25 protein-coding genes, 1 other RNA gene and 1 pseudogene are annotated in these 22980 nt (G+C 52.1%); 11 read left to right on the top strand and 16 right to left on the bottom strand.

Annotated elements, in window-relative coordinates; all coding sequences use genetic code 11:
• Window positions 1–85: 85 nt before the first annotated feature.
• Window positions 86–1036 (bottom strand): D-2-hydroxyacid dehydrogenase, encoded by a 951-nt coding sequence (locus tag HMPREF3047_RS05355; RefSeq protein WP_070712444.1) that lies wholly within the window; start codon window positions 1034–1036, stop codon window positions 86–88.
• Window positions 1037–1164: 128 nt separating this feature from the next.
• Here HMPREF3047_RS05355 and HMPREF3047_RS05360 point away from each other — a divergent pair, with 128 nt between their 5' ends.
• Window positions 1165–1383 carry a DUF2061 domain-containing protein gene (locus HMPREF3047_RS05360; RefSeq protein ID WP_003686746.1) on the top strand — a complete coding sequence of 73 codons (219 nt, stop codon included), beginning with the start codon at window positions 1165–1167 and terminating at the stop codon, window positions 1381–1383.
• A gap of 164 nt (window positions 1384–1547) precedes the next feature.
• Window positions 1548–3698 carry an ATP-dependent DNA helicase DinG gene (dinG, locus tag HMPREF3047_RS05365; protein WP_070712446.1) on the top strand — a complete coding sequence of 717 codons (2151 nt, stop codon included), beginning with the start codon at window positions 1548–1550 and terminating at the stop codon, window positions 3696–3698.
• A gap of 68 nt (window positions 3699–3766) precedes the next feature.
• On the opposite strand, the gene HMPREF3047_RS05370 is transcribed toward dinG, so the two are convergent.
• Window positions 3767–4222 (bottom strand): GNAT family N-acetyltransferase, encoded by a 456-nt coding sequence (locus HMPREF3047_RS05370; protein ID WP_070712449.1) that lies wholly within the window; start codon window positions 4220–4222, stop codon window positions 3767–3769.
• 167 nt (window positions 4223–4389) lie between these two features.
• Here HMPREF3047_RS05370 and HMPREF3047_RS05375 point away from each other — a divergent pair, with 167 nt between their 5' ends.
• Window positions 4390–4656 (top strand): DUF3079 domain-containing protein, encoded by a 267-nt coding sequence (locus HMPREF3047_RS05375; RefSeq protein ID WP_003686685.1) that lies wholly within the window; start codon window positions 4390–4392, stop codon window positions 4654–4656.
• A gap of 81 nt (window positions 4657–4737) precedes the next feature.
• On the opposite strand, the gene HMPREF3047_RS05380 is transcribed toward HMPREF3047_RS05375, so the two are convergent.
• Entirely contained in the window at window positions 4738–5220 is a 483-nt protein-coding gene (locus tag HMPREF3047_RS05380) for a dihydrofolate reductase (RefSeq protein ID WP_070712450.1), read from the bottom strand.
• A 197-nt stretch (window positions 5221–5417) separates the two neighbouring features.
• On the opposite strand from HMPREF3047_RS05380, the gene HMPREF3047_RS05385 reads away from it, so the two are divergent.
• Complete coding sequence (locus HMPREF3047_RS05385; protein WP_070712451.1) at window positions 5418–6215, top strand: factor H-binding protein; 798 nt, start codon at window positions 5418–5420, stop codon at window positions 6213–6215.
• Window positions 6216–6304: 89 nt separating this feature from the next.
• Here the strand turns inward: HMPREF3047_RS05385 and asd are convergent, their stop codons facing one another.
• Window positions 6305–7420 carry an aspartate-semialdehyde dehydrogenase gene (gene asd / locus HMPREF3047_RS05390; RefSeq protein ID WP_004519204.1) on the bottom strand — a complete coding sequence of 372 codons (1116 nt, stop codon included), beginning with the start codon at window positions 7418–7420 and terminating at the stop codon, window positions 6305–6307.
• 241 nt (window positions 7421–7661) lie between these two features.
• Here asd and HMPREF3047_RS05395 point away from each other — a divergent pair, with 241 nt between their 5' ends.
• Window positions 7662–8234: an RDD family protein gene (locus HMPREF3047_RS05395; RefSeq protein WP_070712454.1), complete on the top strand. Its 573-nt coding sequence runs from the start codon at window positions 7662–7664 to the stop codon at window positions 8232–8234.
• A gap of 89 nt (window positions 8235–8323) precedes the next feature.
• Window positions 8324–9646 (top strand): murein transglycosylase A, encoded by a 1323-nt coding sequence (locus tag HMPREF3047_RS05400; protein ID WP_004519206.1) that lies wholly within the window; start codon window positions 8324–8326, stop codon window positions 9644–9646.
• Between the two features lie 106 nt (window positions 9647–9752).
• Here the strand turns inward: HMPREF3047_RS05400 and rnpB are convergent.
• From rnpB to HMPREF3047_RS05435, 7 genes are all read right to left on the bottom strand, one after another.
• An RNA gene (rnpB, locus tag HMPREF3047_RS05405) (RNase P RNA component class A) lies at window positions 9753–10114 on the bottom strand.
• A gap of 53 nt (window positions 10115–10167) precedes the next feature.
• Window positions 10168–10875 carry a hypothetical protein gene (locus HMPREF3047_RS05410; protein WP_070712456.1) on the bottom strand — a complete coding sequence of 236 codons (708 nt, stop codon included), beginning with the start codon at window positions 10873–10875 and terminating at the stop codon, window positions 10168–10170.
• 54 nt (window positions 10876–10929) lie between these two features.
• Window positions 10930–11163 carry a methionine-binding protein gene (locus HMPREF3047_RS05415; protein WP_070712458.1) on the bottom strand — a complete coding sequence of 78 codons (234 nt, stop codon included), beginning with the start codon at window positions 11161–11163 and terminating at the stop codon, window positions 10930–10932.
• A 13-nt stretch (window positions 11164–11176) separates the two neighbouring features.
• The gene (gene ruvA, locus HMPREF3047_RS05420; RefSeq protein ID WP_070712463.1) at window positions 11177–11761 is read right to left on the bottom strand and encodes a Holliday junction branch migration protein RuvA; all 585 of its coding nucleotides are present in this window, start codon (window positions 11759–11761) and stop codon (window positions 11177–11179) included.
• 98 nt (window positions 11762–11859) lie between these two features.
• Entirely contained in the window at window positions 11860–12579 is a 720-nt protein-coding gene (locus HMPREF3047_RS05425; RefSeq protein ID WP_070712465.1) for a septal ring lytic transglycosylase RlpA family protein, read from the bottom strand.
• A gap of 48 nt (window positions 12580–12627) precedes the next feature.
• The gene (trmL, locus tag HMPREF3047_RS05430; protein WP_070461542.1) at window positions 12628–13092 is read right to left on the bottom strand and encodes a tRNA (uridine(34)/cytosine(34)/5-carboxymethylaminomethyluridine(34)-2'-O)-methyltransferase TrmL; all 465 of its coding nucleotides are present in this window, start codon (window positions 13090–13092) and stop codon (window positions 12628–12630) included.
• Window positions 13093–13156: 64 nt separating this feature from the next.
• Window positions 13157–13873, bottom strand: coding sequence for a ComF family protein (locus tag HMPREF3047_RS05435; protein WP_070712467.1), 717 nt, complete (start codon window positions 13871–13873; stop codon window positions 13157–13159).
• On the opposite strand from HMPREF3047_RS05435, the gene bioH reads away from it, so the two are divergent.
• Both bioH and HMPREF3047_RS05445 read left to right on the top strand, forming a co-directional pair.
• A complete protein-coding gene (gene bioH, locus HMPREF3047_RS05440) occupies window positions 13872–14618 on the top strand; it encodes a pimeloyl-ACP methyl ester esterase BioH (protein ID WP_070712472.1) in 747 nt (248 codons plus the stop codon). The two genes, HMPREF3047_RS05435 and bioH, sit on opposite strands and share 2 nt — an antisense overlap.
• Window positions 14619–14673: 55 nt before the next feature.
• Window positions 14674–15468 carry a class I SAM-dependent methyltransferase gene (locus HMPREF3047_RS05445; RefSeq protein WP_070646283.1) on the top strand — a complete coding sequence of 265 codons (795 nt, stop codon included), beginning with the start codon at window positions 14674–14676 and terminating at the stop codon, window positions 15466–15468.
• 145 nt (window positions 15469–15613) lie between these two features.
• Here HMPREF3047_RS05445 and HMPREF3047_RS05450 read toward each other — a convergent pair whose 3' ends face one another.
• The 3 genes and pseudogenes from HMPREF3047_RS05450 to HMPREF3047_RS05460 all read right to left on the bottom strand — a co-directional run bounded on the left by HMPREF3047_RS05450 (window position 15614) and on the right by HMPREF3047_RS05460 (window position 17633).
• Complete coding sequence (locus HMPREF3047_RS05450) at window positions 15614–15862, bottom strand: BolA family protein (protein WP_003686612.1); 249 nt, start codon at window positions 15860–15862, stop codon at window positions 15614–15616.
• A gap of 126 nt (window positions 15863–15988) precedes the next feature.
• Entirely contained in the window at window positions 15989–16318 is a 330-nt protein-coding gene (locus HMPREF3047_RS05455; RefSeq protein WP_094192864.1) for an FKBP-type peptidyl-prolyl cis-trans isomerase, read from the bottom strand.
• A 139-nt stretch (window positions 16319–16457) separates the two neighbouring features.
• A pseudogene (locus tag HMPREF3047_RS05460) lies at window positions 16458–17633 on the bottom strand (cytochrome-c peroxidase).
• A gap of 394 nt (window positions 17634–18027) precedes the next feature.
• Here HMPREF3047_RS05460 and efeU point away from each other — a divergent pair.
• The 3 genes from efeU (at window position 18028) to efeB (ending at window position 21431) form a co-directional block, all read left to right on the top strand.
• Window positions 18028–18852 carry an iron uptake transporter permease EfeU gene (gene efeU, locus HMPREF3047_RS05465; RefSeq protein WP_070712474.1) on the top strand — a complete coding sequence of 275 codons (825 nt, stop codon included), beginning with the start codon at window positions 18028–18030 and terminating at the stop codon, window positions 18850–18852.
• A gap of 12 nt (window positions 18853–18864) precedes the next feature.
• A complete protein-coding gene (efeO, locus tag HMPREF3047_RS05470) occupies window positions 18865–20031 on the top strand; it encodes an iron uptake system protein EfeO (RefSeq protein WP_049333129.1) in 1167 nt (388 codons plus the stop codon).
• A gap of 134 nt (window positions 20032–20165) precedes the next feature.
• The gene (gene efeB / locus HMPREF3047_RS05475) at window positions 20166–21431 is read left to right on the top strand and encodes an iron uptake transporter deferrochelatase/peroxidase subunit (protein ID WP_070631554.1); all 1266 of its coding nucleotides are present in this window, start codon (window positions 20166–20168) and stop codon (window positions 21429–21431) included.
• A gap of 79 nt (window positions 21432–21510) precedes the next feature.
• Here the strand turns inward: efeB and HMPREF3047_RS05480 are convergent, their stop codons facing one another.
• Both HMPREF3047_RS05480 and HMPREF3047_RS05485 read right to left on the bottom strand, forming a co-directional pair.
• On the bottom strand, window positions 21511–21978 hold the full coding sequence (locus tag HMPREF3047_RS05480) for a CinA family protein (protein ID WP_070695222.1): 468 nt from the start codon (window positions 21976–21978) through the stop codon (window positions 21511–21513).
• A gap of 76 nt (window positions 21979–22054) precedes the next feature.
• Complete coding sequence (locus HMPREF3047_RS05485) at window positions 22055–22900, bottom strand: mechanosensitive ion channel family protein (protein ID WP_070712476.1); 846 nt, start codon at window positions 22898–22900, stop codon at window positions 22055–22057.
• Between the last annotated feature and the right edge of the window lie 80 nt (window positions 22901–22980).

The raw sequence follows: 22980 nt of genomic DNA on the forward strand, positions 1-22980 counted from the left end.
GAATTTTGCAAAGGTCTCAGGCCGTCTGAATATTTCAGACGGCCTTTAAAATTGTTCACAACCTTATCAACAGGTTTTCCATAGATTAAACCAGATTTTGCGGATTACCGGCCACAAAGCGGTTGATGTTGTCCAAAAGGATGTCAAACAGGCGGTTGGCGGCCTCTTGGCTTGCCCATGCAATGTGTGGCGTGACGATAAGGTTGGGCAGTCGGGCTTTCAGCAGAGGATTGCCGTCGCGCGGTGGCTCTTGTGTCAACACGTCAAAACCTGCACCGCCGATTTGGCCGTATTTCAAGGCTGCAACCAAAGCGGCTTCATCAACCAAGCCGCCGCGTCCGCAGTTGATGAGAATGGCGCCGGGTTTCATTTGCTGCAATTCGGCTTCGCCTATCATGTTGGCCGTTTGCGGCGTGAGTGGGCAATTAAGCGATACGACATCGGCAGAACGGATGGCTTCGTCAAAGGAAACATAGCCGTCGCGGACGCTTTGGGCATTTTTATGTTCGGCGAACACGACATTCATTTTGAAAGCCTGAGCATAAGTTGCCAGTGTTTTACCGATATTGCCGCGACCGAAAATAGCCAGCGTTTTACCGTTCAAATCGCGCATCGGTGCGCCGAGGTGGCAGAAAAACGGCGAGTTTTCCCATAAGCCTGCCGCAACATCGCGCTGATAGGCAGGCAGGTTGCGCATCAGGGTAATCATCATCATAAACGCGTGTTCCGCCACGGATTCATTGCCGTAAGCGCGGATATTGCACACTGCCGTGCCGTTTTGTTTGGCAGCCTCAACGTCCACATTATTGACGCCTGTTGCGGTAACGGCAACCAGCTTGAGTTGTGGATTTTCGGCAAATGCTTGGGCGGAAATCACGACTTTGTTGGTAATCACAATGTCCGCACCACGGATGCGCTCCAGCGTTTCGTGCGCTTCGGTTGTGCCGTAGCTGCTCAATGTATGTGGAAAATCAAAATCAAACGGGCGGTTGACGAGGGTATCGCGGTCGAGGACGACAATATGGAGCTGGTTCATAAAATTCCTATCAAAAATAAAATATCGATTTATAAAATCTAAATCAGGATAAGGGATTTAAAATATACGCGTTAGTTGATAATAATTATTATGTAGTGATTAAAACATCAATGTATCAGGAAAACAGCATGATTAAAACCATTACATTTGCTATTTTGCATTTCAGCGTCGCATTTAGTGTCGCCTATATTTTGACCGGCAGTATCGGCGTTTCCAGCGCGGTGGCTTTGGTCGAACCCATCGTTAATACCGTCGTCTTTTATTTTCACGAAAAAGCGTGGAACCGCTACGAGAAAAACAAATCCGACAAGCAAAAATTGTGGGTGCCTCTGCATCAGTGCGGCTAAAGTTTCAGACGGCCTTTTGCTTGATTAAAACTGATTATGCCTTTGCGGTTCGTCCATCGCCATCAAAATGCCAAACCCTAAAATAGAGTAAGACTTTACGAAGGCTTCATGAAGGTAAAAATGCTAAAATACGCTATTCTTGCAAACCCATTCAGACGGCCTCAATGCTCACCGATTTAGAAAAAAACGCCATCCGCGACCATTACCAAAACATCGGCAAAAACCTGCCCGGTTTCCGTCCGCGCGCTTCGCAGCGGGAAATGATTGCGGCAATTGCCAACGCTTTTTCGCGGACGTTGACGCGTGAAGAAGGCGAAGAAGCGCCCAAACGCGAGGGCGAGAGCATTGCCGTGATCGAAGGGCCGACCGGTGTGGGTAAATCGTTGGCCTACCTTTTGGCCGGCGGCATCATGGCGCAAACGCGCGGCAAACGGCTGATTGTCAGCAGTGCGACGGTGGCCTTGCAGGAGCAGTTGGTTGACCGAGATTTGCCGTTTCTGGTCGAAAAAAGCGGTTTGGAGCTGACCTTTGCGCTTGCCAAAGGACGCGGCCGTTATCTTTGCCCCTACAAACTCTATCAACTGACGCAAAACAACGCTCAGCAAAACCTGCTTGGTTTTGAAGCACCGGAAGTGTTGTGGGACAGTAAACCCAAGCCGGAAGAATTAAATCTGCTGCGTGATATTGCCGATGAATTTTCCGCCCGCCGCTTTAATGGCGACCGCGACACTTGGCCGGAAAAAATCGATGACGCGATTTGGCTCAAAGTCACCAACGACCGCCACGGCTGCCTGAAATCCGCCTGTCCTAATCGTCCGGAATGCCCGTTTTATCTGGCGCGCGATGTTTTGGAAACCGTCGATGTCGTCGTTGCCAACCACGATCTTCTGCTTGCCGACATCAGTATGGGCGGCGGCGTGATTCTGCCTGCGCCCGAAAACAGTTTCTATTGCATAGACGAAGCGCACCACCTGCCCAAAAAAGCCCTCAGCCGTTTTGCCGCCGAACATTCATGGAATATTGCCGTTTGGACGCTGGAAAAACTGCCGCAGCTTACCGGCAAAATTGCCGCACTGACCGATAAAGCCGAACTTGCCAACCTCGCCGACGAAGCTGCCACATCCTTGCTCGACAGCCTGCATGAATGGCAGTTTCACTTGGCGGAAGAGCCGTCTTTAAGACTGGGGTCGTCTGAAAACGACAGGCGGAAACACAACGAACCGACTTGGCTGTGGGAAGACGGCAAAATCCCCGAAGGCTTGGAAACCACAGTTTCCAATACGGCCATTGCTGCACGCAGCCTGCTCAAACACGTTGTCGGCCTGAACGATGCGCTTTCCGCCGCACGCCGCGAAAAAGAGCAGGACGGCGCGCTCATCGACCGCCTGACCAGCGAGTTCGGCCTTTTTATCGCCCGTATCGAACAAATCAGCGCGGTTTGGGATTTGCTTTCCACCGTTCCCATTGAAGGCGAAGAGCCGTTGGCGAAATGGATAACCCGCCGTGCCGACGACAAAAACGACTACATTTTCAACGCCAGCCCCATCAGCAGCGCATCCCACCTTGCCAACAGCCTGTGGCGGCGCGCGGCAGGTGCGGTGTTGACTTCGGCCACCCTGCAATCGCTCGGCAGCTTCAACCTGATTTTGCGCCAAACTGGTCTGCTGTGGCTGCCCGAAACCACCACGCTTGCTTTGGAAAGCCCGTTTAATTTCGATACGCAAGGCGAGCTGTATATTCCGCCGGTTCAAGCCAGCCCCAAAGACCCTGATGCGCACACGGCTGCCATTGTCGAGTGGTTGCCGAAGCTGGTTTCGCCGGTTGAAGCCATCGGTACGCTGGTGTTGTTTTCCTCGCGCAAGCAAATGCAGGATGTCGCCTTACGACTGCCTGACGAATACTTACCGCTTCTGCTTGTGCAGGGCGAGTTGCCCAAGGCTGTTCTTTTACAAAGGCACCATCAAGCTATTGCCGAAGGTAAAGCCAGCATTATTTTCGGCCTCGACAGTTTTGCCGAAGGCCTCGACCTGCCCGGTACGGCCTGCGTGCAAGTCATCATTGCCAAGCTGCCGTTTGCGATGCCGGACAACCCCATCGAGAAAACCCAAAACCGCTGGATTGAACAACGCGGCGGCAATCCCTTTATCGAAATCACGGTGCCTGAAGCCAGCATCAAATTGATCCAGGCTGTCGGCCGCCTTATCCGTACCGAACAGGATTACGGCCGCGTGACCATCCTCGACAACCGCGTCAAAACGCAACGCTACGGCCAGCAATTATTGGCCTGTCTGCCGCCGTTTAAGCGGATAGGGTAGTTGTGGATAATTCAAAGGCAAAGGCCGTCTGAAACCAAATGTTCAGACGGCCCTTTATTCTTTTCAAGCTATAAATCCAATTTCATGACGGATACGGTTTCCCCGTTGTGCCAAGTCTGGGTGATTTCTTTCCAGCCGAACTTTTCATACACGGCCTGCACATCCGGCGTATAGAGAAACAGATGCGGCAAACCCAGTTCGCGTGCTTTATCCAGGCAAAACGAAACCAGCTGCCTGCCCACGCCCAAACCGCGAAACTGCGGCAAAACGAACACATCGCCCAGCCAATATTCGTGTTCGGGAAAACACGCCATATCAAACCGCTTCAATGCCGCCGAACCTATCAGCTGCCCTTCGTTATCCACAGCCGCAAACGCCAGCGGCAAGTTATCCCCATTGATGCACTGCGCGTAATACGCACGGATTTTGTCCAGAGACGACCACGGCGCAAAATCGTGCCATTCCTCAAACAGCGCGAGGGCTAAAGGCTCGACAAACTCAGGCTTCAGACGGCATATGTTCATATTTGGTCCTCTTGTTGTACGGCATAGGGATTATTTTTACAGTATAGGCCGTCTGAAAGGTTAACACATCTTAAAAAATCAGCGTAAAACACGATAAACCCGCCGCCAGCCCCATTCAAATCACTTATAATTCTGCCCGTACCGCACACAAACAAAAGAAGAACATCATGGCCAAGAAATTTCCCATTTTCCCGAAAAATCCCGAGCGTATCTGCTGGGGTTGCGACAAATACTGCAAAGAAGACGATTTGCAATGCGGCAACGGTTGCGAACGAATCCAACACCCCATCGAGTTGGACGGCCGCGACTGGTATAAAAAAGGCGACTGGAGCAATTTGTTGAGCGAAGAGCAGCAAATCGAACTTGGACTGAAAGAAGCGCCCAAACCGGCCAAACCGCATATCAAGCTGCCTTTGAAAAACAAAACGGCTTAAACGGAATGCCGTAAACAAACGAAATAAAAGGCCGTCTGAAACCTGAAAAACAGGGTTTCAGACGGCCTTTGCATTGTCGGATTATGCCTTCACATAATGCACAAACGCGTATTCGATGCCTTTGGCGGAAACATGGTTTTCCCGAGAGACTTCTTGCCATGTTTCTGTGGAAAACTCAGGAAAAAACGCATCGCCGTCCACATCCAAACCGACTTCGGTCAAACGCAAATCCGTGGCAATCGGCAGGACTTGTGCATAAATTTGCGCGCCGCCCATGATGATGACTTCTTCAACCCCCTGACACAAAGCCAGCGCATCTTCCAAAGAAGCCGCCGTTTGCGCGCCCTCAGCCTGATAATCTTGGCGGGAGATGACGATATTTTGACGGCCGGGAAGTGGCTTGCGTGGCAGCGATTCCCATGTTTTGCGGCCCATAATGACGGGTTTGCCGGTGGTGTAGGATTTGAAAAAGGCAAAATCCTCGGGCAAATGCCAAGGCATGGTGTTGTTGATGCCGATACAGCGGCGGGCGGCGTAGGCGGCGATAAGGGTGATTTTCGGCATGATGAAATCCGTTTGCAAAATAAAATGATTATAGCGGAAGGGAGGAGGGAAGGACTGAATGCCCGATATTCTAAAAATGTTTCAATATTTATAAAATCAATATTCAAAATACTTAATTTTGACAAAAATCATTTATTGTTCATTTTTTTAGGTATATGATAAATATCATATCAAATAAAAAAGGAAAGGAAAAAATGATGAGAACCCTCCGCATTTCTGCTTTGACTGCTTCCCTGTCTTTGATGTTGGCTGCCTGCGGCGGCGCAACAAGTGGCTTGTCGAATGCCGTTACCGAGCCGCTCAATCCGCATCCGAAAGGCGTGTTGTCCGTTGAATTGAACGAATCCGTCCCTGAAAACGGTACGTTGGAGCTGACGGCCAACGGTAAACCGCAAACCCTGCAAAAAGGCGACAAACTCGATACCGGCTTTTTGAAAACCGATAAAGTATCCTCTTACGACTACGCCCAAAAAATCAAGGTAAACGGCCAAGTCATCACTTTGGAAACCGGCGACTTCCAAGTGTATAAACAAAATTATTCCACTGTTGCCGCGCGTTACGCCAAACAAAAAGCCGATGACGCAGGCAAGCTGCAAAACCTCGATATATACACATTCACCGTCGGCGAAGTCCAAGGCGATGAAACCGCTTACCGCAATTTGCCCAAACAAGGCAGCTATCAGTATTCGGGCATTGCGTTTAACGGCGATGACCGCAGCGGCCGTCTGAAATACACCGTTGATTTCGATAAAAAACAAGGTTACGGCAAAATCAGCAGCATGGCTTCCCACAATAATGTCGATCTGCTTGCCGCAGGTATTGCCAATAACAATGGCAAAGCCGCCATCAGCGGTAAAACCAGTTTGAGTGGTGTCGAAAACGGCCGTTATGATTTGAAACTCTTCGGCCCGCAGGCTGAAGAAATTGCCGGTAAGGCGCAAATCAAAGTTGGCGACTCTACCAAAGAAATCGGTTTGGCCGGTAAGAAAGAATAGGAAATAAGGCCGTCTGAACATTTCAGACGGCCTTATTGTGACAAAAAAAGCAACGGCTCAAACCGTTGCTTTTTTCATGCCAACCTAAATTACAGGCTGCCCAAGATAATGCGCAATACGCGGCGCAACGGTTCGGCAGCGCCCCACAAGAGTTGGTCGCCGACAGTGAACGCGCTGATGTATTCGCCGCCCATCTCCAGTTTGCGGATACGGCCGACAGGAACAGACAGCGTGCCGGTAACTTTGGCAGGAGTCAGCTCGTGAATGCTGGCTTCTTTTTCGTTGGGGATAACTTTCACCCAGTCGTTTGCGCCTGCCAAAATGGCTTCGATTTCAGAAACAGGCAGGTCTTTTTTCAGCTTCAGGGTGAGGGCTTGGCTGTGGCAGCGCATAGAGCCGATGCGTACGCACAAGCCGTCGATTACGGTCGGATTGTCGCTGCGGCCGAGGATTTTGTTGGTTTCTACGCCGCCCTTCCATTCTTCTTTGGACTGGCCGTTGCCCAAGTCCACGTCAATCCACGGAATCAGGCTGCCGGCGAGCGGTACGCCGAAGTTGGCTTTCGGATAGTCTTCGCTGCGCAGGAAATCGGACACTTTGCGGTCGATGTCGAGAATCGCGCTGGAAGGATCGGCAAGCTCGTCTGCCACTTTGGCGTGAATCGCGCCCATGCCGTTGATGAGTTCGCGCATGTTTTTCGCACCCGCGCCGGAAGCGGCTTGATAGGTCATGCTGGTTGCCCATTCGACCAAATCGTTTTGGAACAAACCGCCCAAAGCCATCAACATCAGGGAAACGGTACAGTTGCCGCCGATGTAGTTTTTCACGCCGTTTTTGAGGCCGTTGTCGATGACGTTGCGGTTGACAGGGTCGAGGACGATAATCGCGTCGTCTTTCATGCGCAGGGAAGAAGCCGCGTCAACCCAGTAGCCGTTCCAGCCGCTGTCGCGCAGGGGTTGGAAGACGGATTTGGTGTAATCGCCACCCTGACAAGTAACGATGATGTCCATTTTTGCCAATTCGGCAACATCGTTGGCATCCAACAATGTTTTGGCTGCCTGACCGAAATCAGGGGCATCGCCGCCGACGTTGGAAGTGGTAAAGAAAAATGCTTCGGGAATGTGGGCGAAGTCGTTTTCTTCTTTCATACGCTGCATCAAAACAGAGCCGACCATACCGCGCCAGCCGACAAAACCTACTTTCATGTGTTACTCCTTACAAAGAAAATCCGGATAAGTTTATAGTGCATTAACAAAAATCGGAACGGCATCGCCTGCCGTTTTGTTCAGACTTTTGTTAACCCACTATAAAAAAGGGGAAAACAAACGTTTTAACGCCGTCTGCGGAAAATGTAAAGGTTTTTATCGAAATTTTTTAGAATGATGGAAAAATAGGTTAAGATGGCAATGAAATTGCATCTCATTAAATAGCACAGAGGAAGATTAAATGAGCGAAATCAATTTGTCGGATTTGCCTAAAACAGAAATAGTAGATGTCCATATTGCTTCGCCGGGGGCGAGGGTTGCGGCATATTTGTTGAATAATCTGTTTACTTTTTTGATATGGGTACCATTCATTGTGATGGTAGTTTTCACTTTAGATGAAAGCAAAAAATTAGTTTCGGAATCTTCTCTTTTTAATACCCCTGAATATTTTGCCATAACATTTTTTATTTCTTTGGCTGTTTATTTGGTTTTTGGTATTGTCCAACTGTATTACATGAGCCGGGACGGTCAGTCTTTAGGTAAAAAAATTATGGGCATCCGGGTGTTAAAAAATGACGGAAGCAATCCGGGCTTTGAAGGAACGGTTTTAATCCGCGAAGTTGTCTGGGCGCTTGCTGTTGGTGTTGTGGTAACTATTGTATCGTTGGCAATAAGTGACACGGGTGGAAACCTGATTTCTCTGCTTATAGCCTTCATTAACTTCATCATGCTCTTCTCCGTCAAACGCGACCGCCGCACGCTCTACGATATGCTGGCCGATACGGTTGTCGTCAAATTGCCGCCGCGCCGATAAATGGCTTTTTTGTGTTAAAATCAGCACTTTCCAATATAGGCCGTCTGAAAAATAGCTTTCAGACGGCCTTTCGACACGCTATTGATTCCATGAAAAAACATCTGTACCGCATCACGCTCGTCAGTATTGCCGCAGCCATTCTTGCCGCCTGTCCGAGCAAAAGCATTAAAAACCTCCCCGAAACCGACACCAGCGTTATCAAAGGCCCTGACCGCCCCACCGGTACGCCCGATCCCATCGGTACGACAGTGAGTGGGGGAGGAGCAAACTATACCGTAGTTTCCTACAACGAATTGCCGCACTGGGATCTCCAACACTTTACCAAAAGCCTGCAGTCTTTCCGTTTAGGCTGTGAAAAACTTAAAAACCGCCAAGGCTGGCAGGACGTTTGTATCCAAGCCATGCAAACACCGGTGCACCATTTCCAAGCCAAACACTTCTTTGAACGCTATTTCACCGCATGGCGCGTCGATAACGGCGGCAATCCTGCCGGCACCATTACCGGCTATTACGAACCGGTCCTGCACGGCGACGACAAAGCCACAAGCCAATCCCGTTTCCCGATTTACGGCATTCCGAACGATTTTGTTTCCGTTCCGCTGGCTGCAAACTTGAGGGGCAGCAAAGCCACCGTCCGCATCCGCCAAACCGGCCCAAACAGCGGCGTCATCGACAACAGCGGCACATACACGGCCGACTTGTCCAGATTCCCGATTACAGCACGCAGCACTGCGCTGAAAGGCCGTTTTGAAGGCAGCCGTTTTGTTCCTTACCACACCCGCAGCCAAATCAACGGCGGCGCGCTTAACGGCAAAGCGCCGATTTTGGGTTATGCAGATGATCCGGTCGAACTTTTCTTTATGCACATTCAAGGTTCAGGCCGTCTGAAAACACCGTCCGGCAAATACATCCGCGTCGGATTTGCCGATAAAAACGAACATCCGTATGTTTCCATCGGCCGCTATATGGCGGACAAAGGCTATCTGCCGCTGGGTCAGACCAGCATGCAGGGCATCAAGGCCTATATGAAGCAAAACCCCGGCCGTCTTGCCGAAGTTTTGGGACAAAACCCAAGCTACGTCTTCTTCCGCGAGCTGACCGGCAGCAGTGATTCAGGCCCGGTGGGCGCATTGGGTACGCCGTTGATGGGCGAATACGCCGGTGCCATCGACCGTCACTACATCACGCTTGGCGCACCATTATTTGTCGCCACTGCCCATCCGATCACCAAAAAAGCCCTCAACCGCTTAATTATGGCGCAAGATACCGGCAGCGCGATTAAAGGCGCAGTCCGTGTGGATTATTTCTGGGGCTATGGCGACGAAGCAGGCGAAGTGGCCGGTAAAATGAAAACCACCGGCTATGTATGGCAGCTCCTGCCCAACGGCATGAAACCGGAATACCGTCCATAAACAGCGGTTTAAAAAAGGCCGTCTGAAACCAAGATTCAGGTTTCAGACGGCCTTTTTATTTCTATAAAAATGCGGCAGGTTTTAAAAACCTGCCGCGGTATGGGGACATACAGCTCGGACGGTAAGCCGGGTTCTGTCGCGGACAGTCATTCCTCTAGGCACATCATTGCTGGTGTGCTCAAGCAACCTACCCGAGCGCTCGGCGAGCAGCGTCATCGCGTTCTGTTTGGTCTTGCTCCGAATGGGGTTTAGCCTGCTGCGCTTTGTTACCAAATGCACGGTGCGCTCTTACCGCACCTTTTCACCCTTACCTGTTTTGCCCGAAGGCAATCATCGGCGGTATTGCTTTCTGTTCCACTTTCCGTCGCGTTGCCGCGCCCGGCCGTTAGCCGGCATTCTGCTCTGTGGAGCCCGGACTTTCCTCCCCGTATGCCTTACGCGATACGCGGCGACTGTCTGTCCGACCTGTATGAGGTGCGGATTATAACACAGCCGCCATAGGGTTCAGACGGCCTAAATATTTATTTTTTCTTTTTAAATGCTATTTCGGTCAAACCCAATTCCTGTGCTTTTTTGCGGACTGCGGATTCGGGCATTTCGCGTGCCAGGCGGCTGGTGCAGTATTCAGTCATGGTGGTGGCGCAGGCTTTGAAGTTGCCGGTAAAGTCGCTGGCGGCACTCAAAAACGGGATGAGGCGGCCGGCCATGATTTCTTCGGCCGGTGCGTCTGTTTGGGCGGATACGCGTCCGGACTCGACCGCCGAGAAGATTTGTTCGGTAAAGCGTCGGGCGAAGTTTGCTTCTGTTTGGCAGTCTTGGAATGCAGTGTTTTCATGTTGGCAGACAAGGGTAACTTCGCCTTGAGCTTCTTGCAGCGGTTCGGCCAAATCGAGTTTGAGGGTTTGCTTGTCGGTTTGCAGCCAGGCGGTGCGGCCTTGGGTTTTGATGATTTTGCCGTAAACGCCGATGGCATCGTTTTTAGGGATGTTTTTCTGTTCGGCAAGTTGCTGGGCTGAGAATAAGGGGGCTTGTTCGGCAAATGCGCCGCCGGTTTCGTGTTTGAAGTAGGCGGCGAGGTCTTGTTTGATGAGGGCTTGGGTCAGTAGTTTTTCGCCTTCGGTCAGGCGGTGTGCGAAGCCGTGTGTTTTGGGGGCGGATGCGGCATCCGTGGTCTTGGTGTCCGGCGTGCAGGCGCTCAGGAGTAAAAGCAGGGGAAGGATGTATTTCATGGTTGGTCTCTCAACAGGCCGTCTGAACCTATGGTTTCAAACGGTCAGCATTGTTTATCGATAACGATAAACCCGGCGGGGATAAACGGGATAGGCCGGGTAATTGCGGACGGGTTCGCTGTCTTGATAGATGACGGTCGTCCCGGGCGGGGCGTTGATGGTCACGGTTTTGTTGACGGTGGTTTGCGAGTGGACGGGCAGGTCTAAGACGGCGGTGCGCCCGTACGGAGTCTCGGTATAGACGCATGCGCTTAGAAGCAAGGCGGCACTCAGGACGGCGGTTTTCATGTTTCAGACGGCCTTATTTGAGCAGGTTTTTTAAGGCCAGGCGCACGCCTTCGCCGACTTCCGTGCCCTTGGGAATGCCTTTGGTGGCAGCTTTGGCTTCGCGTTCGTTGTAGCCGAGGGCAAGCAGGGTGTTGATGATGTCTTGGCTTTCGTCGGCAACGGTATCAGGGGCAAACAGGCCGTCTGAAACGGTATGGGATACGAGTTTGCCGCGCAGTTCCAACACCATGCGTTCGGCGGTTTTTTTGCCGATGCCGGGGGCGGAAGAGAGACGTTTGACGTCTTCTTCGGCGACGGCTTGCGCCAGCTCGTCGGCATTCATGGCCGACAAAATGCCCAATGCGGTTTTGGCACCAATGCCGCTGACTTTGACCAGTTGGCGGAAGGTGGCGCGTTCCTCGGTTGAGGCGAATCCAAACAGCAAATGTGCGTCTTCGCGGACAACAAGCTGGGTGTAAAGATGGACGGTTTCGCCAACGGGGGGCAGGTTGTAGAAAGTCTGCATGGAAACGTCGGCTTCATAACCCACGCCGTTGACGTCGATAACGACCTGCGGCGGATTTTTCTCAATCAATTTGCCTGTGAGCCTGCTGATCATGGTATTCCCCTGTGATTAAAAAAGGCCGTCTGAAACCTTGCAATCGGGTTTCAGACGGCCTTGTATTGTATCAAACTTCAGCGGTAACGCGGACGAAATCAGATGGCGGATGCTAGGTTCAGATGACGGGCGCGTTCGCCTGCTTCGGCGGCACGTTCTTGGCTGCTGAACGGACCCATTTTGACAACGTATTCGTAGTTGCGTTTTTCCAGCATGACTTTGCTGTCTGACGGCAGGCTTTGTGCGGCTTGGTTCAGATAAGCCTGTGCTTCGCGTTGGGTACCGAAGGATTTCAAATCAACAAAAAATTCTTTGTTGTTTGGGGAAACAATGGTTTGAGCGGCGGTTTGGCCGGGGATGATTTGTTCAACTTTGACGTTGGCTGTGCCTTGGTTGATGAAACCCAATTGTTGGGCGGCGGCTTTGGAAACATCGATGACGCGGTTGCCGTGGAAAGGGCCGCGGTCGTTGACACGGACGATGACACTTTTGCCGGTTTGCATATTGGTCACACGTGCGTAGCTGGGAATAGGGAGGGTTTTGTGGGCGGCGGAGAGGGCGTTCATATTGTAACGCTCGCCGCTGGAAGTTTTACGGCCGTGGAATTGGCTACCGTACCATGAGGCTTTGCCGGTTTGGCTGAAAGAGGAAACTTTGGTCAGCGGCGTGTAGCGTTTGCCGGCAACTTTGTAACTGCGGTTGGCAGAAGGATGCAGTTTTTCGACTCGGACCACGCTGTCGGCGACGGCGGCATTGATGGAAAGGACGCCGATGGTGGCGGCGGCTAAGGAAAGGAGGGTTTTTTTGGTAAAAGTCAAAACGGGTTCCGTTCTTGAGTTGATAACGCAGCGGTTTCAGACGGCCTGTTATACGCCGCCTGCGAAACCGTTTTGTCGCCATGCTTCAAACAGAATAACGGCGACGGTATTGGAAAGATTCATGCTCCTGCTGTCGGGCATCATCGGCAGGCGGATTTTTTGTCCGGCAGGCAGGCTGTCGAGAACTTCGGCAGGCAGGCCGCGCGTTTCGGGACCAAACAGCAACACGTCGCCTTCGCGGAAGGAAACTTCGTCGGGTCGGGTAGAACCTTTGGTGGTCAGCGCGAAAATGCGACGGCCTTCAAGGGCCTTGAGGCAATCATCGAAATTTTCATGTACCGTCAGTTTGGCAAACTCGTGATAATCCAAGCCCGCGCGTTTCATTTTGGACGAATCCAGCGGAAACCCAAGCGGCTTGACCAAGTGCAAATCGGCACCGGTATTGGCGCACAGGCGGATGATATTGCCCGTATTGGGCGGGATTTCGGGTTGGTACAAAACTATGGTAAACATATAAATCAATCACTTATAGAGTGGCATAATGCCGAAATGTTCCATGGGTGTCAAAAACTTTAAGCTATTTTTTCATTGGCGGACGCGCCAAACTCCAGCAAAAAATCTTACCTGCGCCTGATTTTTTCAGCGTTTTCGCCAATTCGTTTAAAGTCGAACCGGTGGTAAAGACATCATCAATTAACAGAATATTACACGCCTTCGGCAATTCAGTTTTGATTTTAAATGCATTCTTGATATTTCGCCGACGTTCGTCGCTTTTCAGCGTACTTTGCGGCTCGCCGTGCCGTCTGAAAACCGCGTGGCGCGGCAGCAGCGTCCAGCCGTAGCGTTTTGCCAAAATATCCGTCAACACCTCGCTTTGGTTGAATCCGCGCTTGAGCCGCCGCTCTTTGCTCAAAGGCATGGGCAGGACGAAATCGAAGTGTTCCGTCGTTAGCCAGTCCGGTGCGTTTTGGCCCATCAAATCCGCCAACGGCCGGCTCATGCCCAAATCGGCCAAGTGTTTCAGCTCGCGTATCATGCTGCTGACGGGTGGTTCGTAATACAGCGAGGCCCACATTCTATCAAATGCGGGCGGCTTTTTCTGACAACTGCCGCACACTGCCCCGCCTGCGACATGGCGGAAACACAAAGGGCAGCTTTGTGCCGCGTCGATAAAATATTCCGTCAAATCGTTTGCGCAGCCTCGGCAAAGGCCGTCTGAAACGGAATCGTGGCATAATACGCAACGTCGCGCATTGAGCTGTTTCAAACTGCGCCACCAAGAAAGAACATTCATGCCACACTCCGCCAAAAAAGTTTATCTGATACACGGTTGGGCGGCGAACCGCCATGTATTCGACGATTTGATACCGCGCCTGCCTGCCGGTTGGGACGTCCGCGCGCTTGATTTGCCCGGACACGGCGATGCGCCTTTTACCGAACCGTTTGATATTGCCGCCGTTGCCGAAACCTTTGCCGGACAAATCGACACGCCGGCACACATTCTTGGCTGGTCGCTGGGTGGATTGGTTGCCCTGTATTTGACCGCGCTTTATCCCGACAAAATCCAATCGCTATGCCTGACGGCAAGTTTTGCCCGATTGACTGCCGACACGGATTATCCAGAAGGCTTGGCACAACCTGCCTTGGGCAAGATGGTCGGCGCATTTCAGCTGGATTATGCCAAACATATTAAACAGTTTCTACAACTGCAACTGCTGCACACGCCGCATTCGGGCGAAATCTTAAACCGGGTGTTACCTGATTTGGCGCGCTGCGGCACGCCTTCCGCCTTACAGGCCGCGCTTGAAGCGGTCAACCATGCCGACGCGCGTCCGCTGTTGCCGCTTATTCAAACGCCGTCACTGCTGGTGTTTGGACAGAAAGATGCCATCACGCCGCCGCGCATGGGCGAATATTTACACCGCCATTTGAGCGACAGCGAGCTGGTCCTTATCGACAAAGCCGCACACGCGCCCTTTTTAAGCCATGCCGACGAATTTGCCGAAATTTACCGCAATTTTGTCGAAAAGGCCGTCTGAAACAGACTTAAACCATAAAAACATTGCCGGGCAAAGCCCGCTGACACGACCCACCATGACCGAACAAGACAAACGCTGGCAAATTCACCGCCATCTCGCCCAAGACACCGACGAGCGCCTGCAGCTGGTCCGCAATGCACCCAAACGCATCATGCTGATTGGTGCCGATGCCGACATCAGCCGCAGCCTGCTGGTCGCGCGTTATCCCGACGCCGTGTTTGAAGAATACGATCCGAATGCCAATTTTTTGAAAACCGCCGCCGCCGCGCGTAAAGGCGGTTTTTGGCAGAAGCTGACCGGCAAAACCATCCCGCAGCATTGCCAAGCCCTGACCGCGCCGTTGCCCGAAGCATCCGCTGATATGTTGTGGGCCAACCTCAGCCTCAGCCGCGCCGACGATATTTTGCCGGTATTGAAAAACTGGGCCGCTGCTTTGAAAACCGACGGATTATTGTTTTTCACGCACTTTGGCCGCGACAGCCTGACCGAACTGACAGGCCGTCTGAACCATGAAGGCATCGAATGCGAAGCGCCCACGCTGATTGATATGCACGACTTGGGCGATATGCTCGCCGACAACGGCTTTTACGATCCGGTAACCGACACGGCCAAGCTTGAGTTGGGCTATAAAAAAGCTGCGACGTTTTGGCAGGACATGGAAACCTTGGGATTGTGGAATGCGTTGAAGTTCAGCAATCCGCAAGCGGCCAAGGAATGTGTGGATAAGATTTTTGCCAACGAAGGCCGTCTGAACATCACGCTTGAAACCGTGTACGGCCATGCCGTGAAGAAATTGGTGTTGCCGCAAGGGGAGAATGTGGTGCAGTTTTTCCCGAAACGGCAGGGCTAGTTTGGCGGTTGTGCCGGTAGGGTTGACACCGCGATTGCGTGTTGTCGAATGCGGTTTGGCGTTTGTATTGATTGCCTGCGCTGTTTGACATGTATGAAAAAGGCCGTCTGAAAAGTTTTCAGACGGCCTTTTGTTTGATTTCAAATTAAGCCTGTTTGGCCGCCCATTCGGCCGGAGTGGCGGCAACGGAAATAGACAGCGCGTGCAATTCGTTGCTTTCGAGTTGCGGCTTGAGGCCGTCTTTAATCAGGCGGTGGCGGGCGAGGCGGGCTTTGCCTTCAAATGAGGAGGAAACGATTACGGCGAAGAAGTGATGGCCGTCGCCTTCGACTTCGACGTGTTCGCAAGGGGTAACGCCTTCAATCAGGGTTTTGACTTGTTCGGGTAAAAGCATGGGGGTTCCTTGGGAAATGGTTTACTTGTAAAAGAGGGCATTATACCGAATCTTGATAAAAACAGGCCGTCTGAAAAACCAAACTTCGGGTTTCAGACGGCCTCGGCCTTTGGAAGCGTCAAATGCTTATTCGTACACTTTCAGCAGCTCGACTTCAAAAATCAAAGTCGCGTGCGGAGGAATCACGCCGCCGGCACCGTGTGCGCCGTAGCCCATTTCGGAAGGAATGGTCAGCTTGCGTTTGCCGCCTTCTTTCATGCCGCCGAAGCCTTCGTCCCAACCTTTAATTACTTGGCCGACGCCCAGAGTGATGGTCAGCGGTTGACGGCGGTCGAGGCTGGAGTCGAATTTGGTACCGTCTTCCAACCAGCCGGTGTAATGTACGGTGATTTCTTTGCCTTTGACGGCTTCTTTGCCGTGGCCTTCTTGCAAGTCTTCAATAATCAGGCTCATGATGTTCCTTTCGGATGTATGGTGAAAATCGGCTCAAGATTACCATATTGTGTGGAATCGTGAAACAAAGGCGCCCATATGGCTGGCAACAAAAAGGCCGTCTGAAACGGATTTTCAGACGGCCTTTGTTTTGCGCTAAACCTTATTTGTTGTCAGGTCGGGATTTGACATCGGTGGATACAGGCAGCTCAGGCATGGTTCGGGCAGATTCAGGAACATTGCCGGAGAGGGCTTTCAAGAAGGCAACGATGTTTTCAGTTTCTTCCGGAGCCAGAGTTTTACCCAATTGAGCTTTTGCCATGATGTTGACGGCTTTATCCAATTCCCAAACGCTGCCGTTGTGGAAGTATGGGTAGGTGCGTTCAACGTTTCTCAAGCCGGGAACACGGAAGAAGAATTCATCTTCGGCTTTTTTGGTTACGTCCGCACGGCCTTTGTCGTGTTTAGGATCGTCGATGTGTTTCCAGTAAGGACCATCTACCAAACCGAATTTTTGGAACATGGTACCGCCCAAGTTGACGCCGCTGTGACAAGCGATACAGCCGTTGTCCATAAATGCGCGTACGCCTTTGCGTTCTTGTTCGCTCAGGGCAGATACGTTGCCTTTCAGGTAGTCGTCCCAACGGGTCGGGGTCAGCAGGGTACGTTCAAACGCGCCCAATGCGGTGGTGATGTTTTTGAAGGAAACCGCGCCGTCTTCAGGGAATGCGGCTTTGAATTTTTCTTGGTATTCAGGAATACCGGCGATTTTTGCGGCGGCATCGGCTTCGGTCGCATTGGCCATTTCAACAGGGTTGAGCAATGGACCGCCGGCTTGTTCTTCCACATCGGCTGCACGGCCGTCCCAGAATTAGCTGCCCAACAAGGCGGCATTCAGAGCGGTTGGGGAGTTACGGCCGCCGAATTGGCTTTTATGACCCGCGCTGGTCGGCATGTTGTCTACGCCGGCAGTTGCCAAGTTGTGGCAAGAGTTACAGCTGACGGTGTTGCCTTTGGACAGGCGGTTTTCGTACCAAAGTTGTTGGCCGAGTTTGACCTGTTCTTCGGTAAACGGACGGACTTTTTGCATTTCTGCTGCGTCAGGCAAAGGTTTGAACGTAGCTTGCGCGCGTTCCAACAGGGCTTTGTCTTCGTCAGAAACATCGGCAGAATTTTGAGGGGCTGAAACGGCGGCGGTGCTTGCGGAGGCATCGGCAGCGCTCGCGGCAGAAGCAGCTTGAGGAGTTTCAGTAGTTTGTGCAGTTTTCTCACCGCAGGCGGTCAACGCGGCAGAAACGGCCAAAGCCAGAACGATTTGGTAGAGTTTCAAACGTGGCATAGGAGGTTCCTTTGTTATGCATTTGTTATGTCATGGATTGCTGATTGCACCAGCAATATGCCAACTATAAAAGATAAGGCGGTTTTAATTTTTGTTGTAAATCAACCTTTTAAATTTGATAAATTCTGAAAATATCACTGATAGGGAAATTTATACTATGGAACTTTTTTATTATTTATTTACAATTGCTTAGATAAATTAAGGCCGTCTGAAAAAATAAAATTCAGACGGCCTTATTCAGACGGCCTTTTAGTTTTTATTGATTACGTCCGTTATTTTATTTTAAAAAATCTTAATAAATATGGGGTTATTAAAAAATAAAAATAATTTGCGTTATTAAGCGTAAAGCGTTATAAATGCGTTAACAAATGAACGTTTCACTTTAGAGTTTTTTATGCTGATTGCTTTTTTGATTATGCTGCGCGAGGGCATTGAAGCCGCCCTGATCGTCGGCATTGTTGCCAGTTTTTTAAAACAGTCGGGACACAGCGAGCTGATGCCGAAGGTTTGGCTGGGCGTGTTTTTGGCTGCGGCCATGTGTTTGGGTATTGGTTACGGCATTCATTCCGCTACTGGCGAGATTCCGCAAAAAGAACAGGAATTGGTGGTCGGCGTCATCGGCCTGGTGGCCGTGGCCATGCTGACGTACATGATTTTGTGGATGAAAAAGGCCGCACGTTCGATGAAACAGCATCTTCAGGATTCTGTTCAGTCGGCCTTGAACCGCGGCAGCGGCCAGGGTTGGGCCTTGGTCGGCATGGCGTTTTTGGCTGTGGCGCGTGAAGGGTTGGAGAGCGTGTTTTTCCTGCTGGCCGTGTTCCAGCAAAGCCCGACATGGTCTATGCCGATAGGCGCGGTGTTGGGGCTGTTGGTGGCGGTTGTCATCGGTACGCTGATTTATCAGGGCGGTATGCGCCTGAACTTGGCGAAGTTTTTCCGTTGGACGGGCGCGTTTTTGATTGTAGTGGCGGCCGGTCTGCTGGCTGGTTCGTTTCGCGCGCTGCATGAGGCCGGCGTATGGAATGTGATGCAGGATATTGCTTTCGACACATCGAAATATTTGCATGAAGACAGCCCTTTAGGCGTGCTGCTCGGCGGTTTCTTCGGCTATACCGACCACCCAACCGAAGGCGAAGTCCTGATTTGGCTGCTGTATCTGGTTCCCGTCATGATTTGGTTTTTGCGCGGCAGTGCGCCAGCAAAAACGTTAACTAAATAAAAAGGAATGAAAATGAAAAAATTCAATCTGACTGCTTTGTCCGTAATGTTGGCTCTGGGTTTGACCGCGTGTCAGCCGCCTGAAGCCGAAAAAGCCGCGCCTGCCGCTTCAGGCGCATCCGCTGCCGCCAATGCCGACGGTTCGGTCAATATCGGCGTGAACGATACTGCTTGTGAACCAATGGAATTGACCGTCCCCAGCGGCCAAGTCGTGTTCAATATTAAAAACGACAGCGGCCGCAAGCTGGAATGGGAAATCCTGAAAGGCGTGATGGTGGTGGACGAGCGTGAAAACATCGCCCCGGGTTTATCCGACAAAATGACCGTTACCCTGCTGCCGGGCGAATATGAAATGACTTGCGGCCTGTTGACCAATCCGCGCGGTAAGCTGATTGTTACCGACAGCGGCTTCAAAGATACTGCCAACGAAGCGGATTTGGAAAAACTGTCCCAACCGCTCGCCGACTATAAAGCTTACGTTCAAGGCGAGGTTAAAGAGCTGGTGGCGAAAACCAAAACCTTTACCGAAGCCGTTAAAGCCGGCGACATTGAAAAGGCCAAATCCCTGTTTGCCGCCACCCGCGTCCATTACGAACGTATCGAACCGATTGCCGAGCTTTTCAGCGAACTCGACCCCGTCATCGATGCGCGTGAAGACGACTTCAAAGACGGTGCGAAAGATGCCGGATTTACCGGCTTCCACCGTATCGAACACGCCCTTTGGGTAGAAAAAGACGTATCCGGCGTGAAGGAAATTGCAGCCAAACTGATGACCGATGTCGAAGCACTGCAAAAAGAAATCGACGCATTGGCGTTTCCTCCGGGTAAGGTGGTCGGCGGCGCGTCCGAACTGATTGAAGAAGTGGCCGGCAGCAAAATCAGCGGCGAAGAAGACCGTTACAGCCATACCGACTTGAGCGACTTCCAAGCCAATGTGGAAGGCTCCAAAAAAATCGTTGATTTGTTCCGTCCGCTGATTGAAGCCAAAGACAAAGCGCTGTTGGAAAAAACCGATGCCAACTTCAAACAGGTTGAAGACATTTTGGCGAAATACAAAAAACAAGACGGCTTCGAGCTGTACGACAAACTGAGCGAAGAAGACCGCAAAGCCCTGCAGGCGCCGATTAATGCCTTGGCAGAAGACTTGGCCAAACTGCGCGGCATTTTGGGTTTGAAATAAGATGACGCGTTTTCAGACGGCCTTTGGATATTGAAAGGCCGTCTGAATCTTATTGTCGCCCACACAAATATGCTTGAAAACCAACCTTACTTCACACGATTGCAATCTTTCCGTTCCCTGCCAAGGAGCAGACCATGAGCCAAAACAAACAACCGGCACAACCCGAAAAACGAACCCTTTTCAAAACTGCCCTTGCCGCCGGCGCCATCGGCGTTGCCGGTTATTTTGCCGGTAAAAAACAAGGCGAAGCCGCCGCTGAAACCCAAAACAACCAACATTCCGAGCTGGCCTATCCGTGTTATGGCGAGCATCAGGCAGGCATCGTCACGCCACACCAGCTCTTCGGCATCATGTGTGCCTTTGACGTTACCGCCAAAGATGCCAAACAACTTGAAAACCTGTTCCGTGCCCTGACCGCCCGCATCGAATTCCTCACCCAAGGCGGCGAATACCAAGACGGCGATGACAAGCTCCCGCCTGCGGGCAGCGGTATCCTCGGCAAACAATTCCGCCCCGATGGGCTGACGGTTACCGTCGGCGTCGGCAGCAGCCTCTTTGACGACCGCTTCGGCCTCAAAGACAAAAAGCCGAAACACCTGCAGGAAATGCGCGACTTTCCTAACGACAAACTCCAAAAATCTTGGTGCGACGGCGACCTCAGCCTGCAAATTTGCGCATTCTCCCCCGAAACCTGCCAAGCCGCCCTGCGCGACATCATCAAAAACACCGCCCAGTTTGCCGTGATCCGTTGGAGCATAGACGGTTGGCTCCCTAAAGCCGAACCCGGCGCCATTGCCGCACGCAACCTTTTAGGTTTCCGCGACGGCTCAGGCAATCCCAAAGTCGAAGATCCCAAAGTCGCCGATCAAGTCCTGTGGACGGGCGTTGCCGCCAACAGCTTGGACGAACCGGCATGGGCGAAAAACGGCAGCTATCAGGCCGTCCGCCTCATCCGCCACTTTGTCGAGTTTTGGGACCGTACCCCGATGCAGGAACAAACCGATATTTTCGGCCGGCGCAAATACAGCGGCGCGCCCATGGACGGTAAAAAAGAGGGCGACACCGCCGATTTCGCCAAAGACCCAGACGGCAAAATCACGCCCAAAGACAGCCATATGCGCCTTGCCAATCCGCGCGATCCGGAGTTTATGAAAAAACACCTGCTCTACCGCCGCGCCTTCAACTACTCGCGCGGCCTCGCCGCCAACGGCCAGCTCGATGTCGGCCTGATTTTTATCTGCTATCAGGCCAACCTTGCCGACGGCTTCATCTTCGTGCAAAACCTGCTCAACGGCGAGCCGCTGGAGGAATACATCAGCCCGTTTGGCGGCGGCTATTTCTTCGTCCTGCCGGGTGTCGAAAAAGGCAGCTTCCTCGGCAAAGAGCTTTTGGGCGTATAAATCCGCCGATGGTTTGAATAGATAATAAAAGGCCGTCTGAAAACTGATTTCCAGATTTCAGACGGCCTGAGTTTTTCTATCAAACTAAATGTTTCGCCAAGAAAGCCAATGCGTATTCGACGGCTTGCGCCCTTACTGCTTCGCGGTCGCCTGTGAATAGCGCGGTTTGCTCAAACGAGTCTTCGGGCGTGGCCAGGCCGAACCAGACTGTGCCGACCGGTTTGGCCGCGCTGCCGCCGCCAGGGCCGGCGATGCCTGAAATACTCAAGGCGTAATCTGCCTGCGCGACGGCTTTTGCGCCGCGAGCCATTTCATAGACGGTCTCGCGGCTGACCGCGCCGTGTTTCAGCAAGGTGTCGGGCATGACGCCGAGGCGGTCTTGTTTGGCTTGGTTGCTGTATGTGACGAAGCTTTGGTGAAACCACTGCGAGCTGCCGGGAATGGAAGTCAGCGCACCTGCAAGCAGGCCGCCGGTGCAGGACTCGGCGCAGGTAACGGTTTGGCGGCGGCTGGTCAGGTGTTCGGCGATGGTTTGCAGATGGGACATGGCGGCTCCTTATGGAAAAGGGTGGAATGGGGCGGGCGTTTGACCCGCCGGGTTTCAGACGGCCTGAAAGCTGAAATCAGGCTTTCGGCTGAATGAGGTGGACATCACATTGTGGGAACGGGATGTTGATGTTGGCGGCACGCAGGTTTTCAACCACTTGCTCGTTCAGGGCGAATCGGAACGGGCCGAGATTTTCTTCTTGCGTCCACGCCCAAAGGGTAATTTCGATGGCGCTGTCGCCAAGGTTGGTAATGTATACGACGGCAGGTCGTTCTTCGGTTTGAACACACAATGGATGCTCGGTTGCCGCTCTCAATACGGCGGCTTTGGCGGCTTTCAAGTCGCAGGCGTAGTCGACGCCGACAACGACTTGGGCGCGGCACAGGGGCAGGGAGGAGCGGTTGGTGATGCTGTTGGTCATGACCACGCTGTTGGGCAGGACGACTTCTTCGTTGTCCGGCGTACTCAAAGAGGTCTGCACCATTTTGATTTCGCGGACGATACCTTCAAAACCGTTGACACGGATAAAGTCGCCGACTTTAAATGGGCGGAACAGGATAATCAGCGCGCCGGCGGCGAAGTTGGACAGTTGGTCTTTCAAAGACAAAGCCACGGCCAAGCCTGCGCCACCGATCAAGGCGGTCACGGAAGTGGTCGGGATACCGAGTTTGCCCAGTGCGGCGATAATGATGAGGATCAGCAGGCCGATGTTGGCGACGTTGCCGAGGAAGCTGACCAGTGTTTTATCGACTTTGGCGCGTGTCAGCGCAGCTTTCATCAGTGTTACCAAGCGTGTAGCGATCCAGCGGCCGATAAAGAAGATGGCTAAGGCGGCCAGCAGGTTGGTACCGAAAGACATGCCGGTTTGGGCGAGTTGCTCCCAGCCGGAGAACGAAGAGAGGACTTGAAGATCGAAATTCATAATTGTGTGTGCGTGTGAAGTTGTTTAAAAGGTTATTGTAAAACAAGGCCGTCTGAAAAACTAATGATTTGTTTTTTCAG

The sequence above is a fragment of the Neisseria sp. HMSC075C10 genome (genome assembly GCF_001815615.1).
GTDB lineage: Bacteria > Pseudomonadota > Gammaproteobacteria > Burkholderiales > Neisseriaceae > Neisseria > Neisseria subflava_A.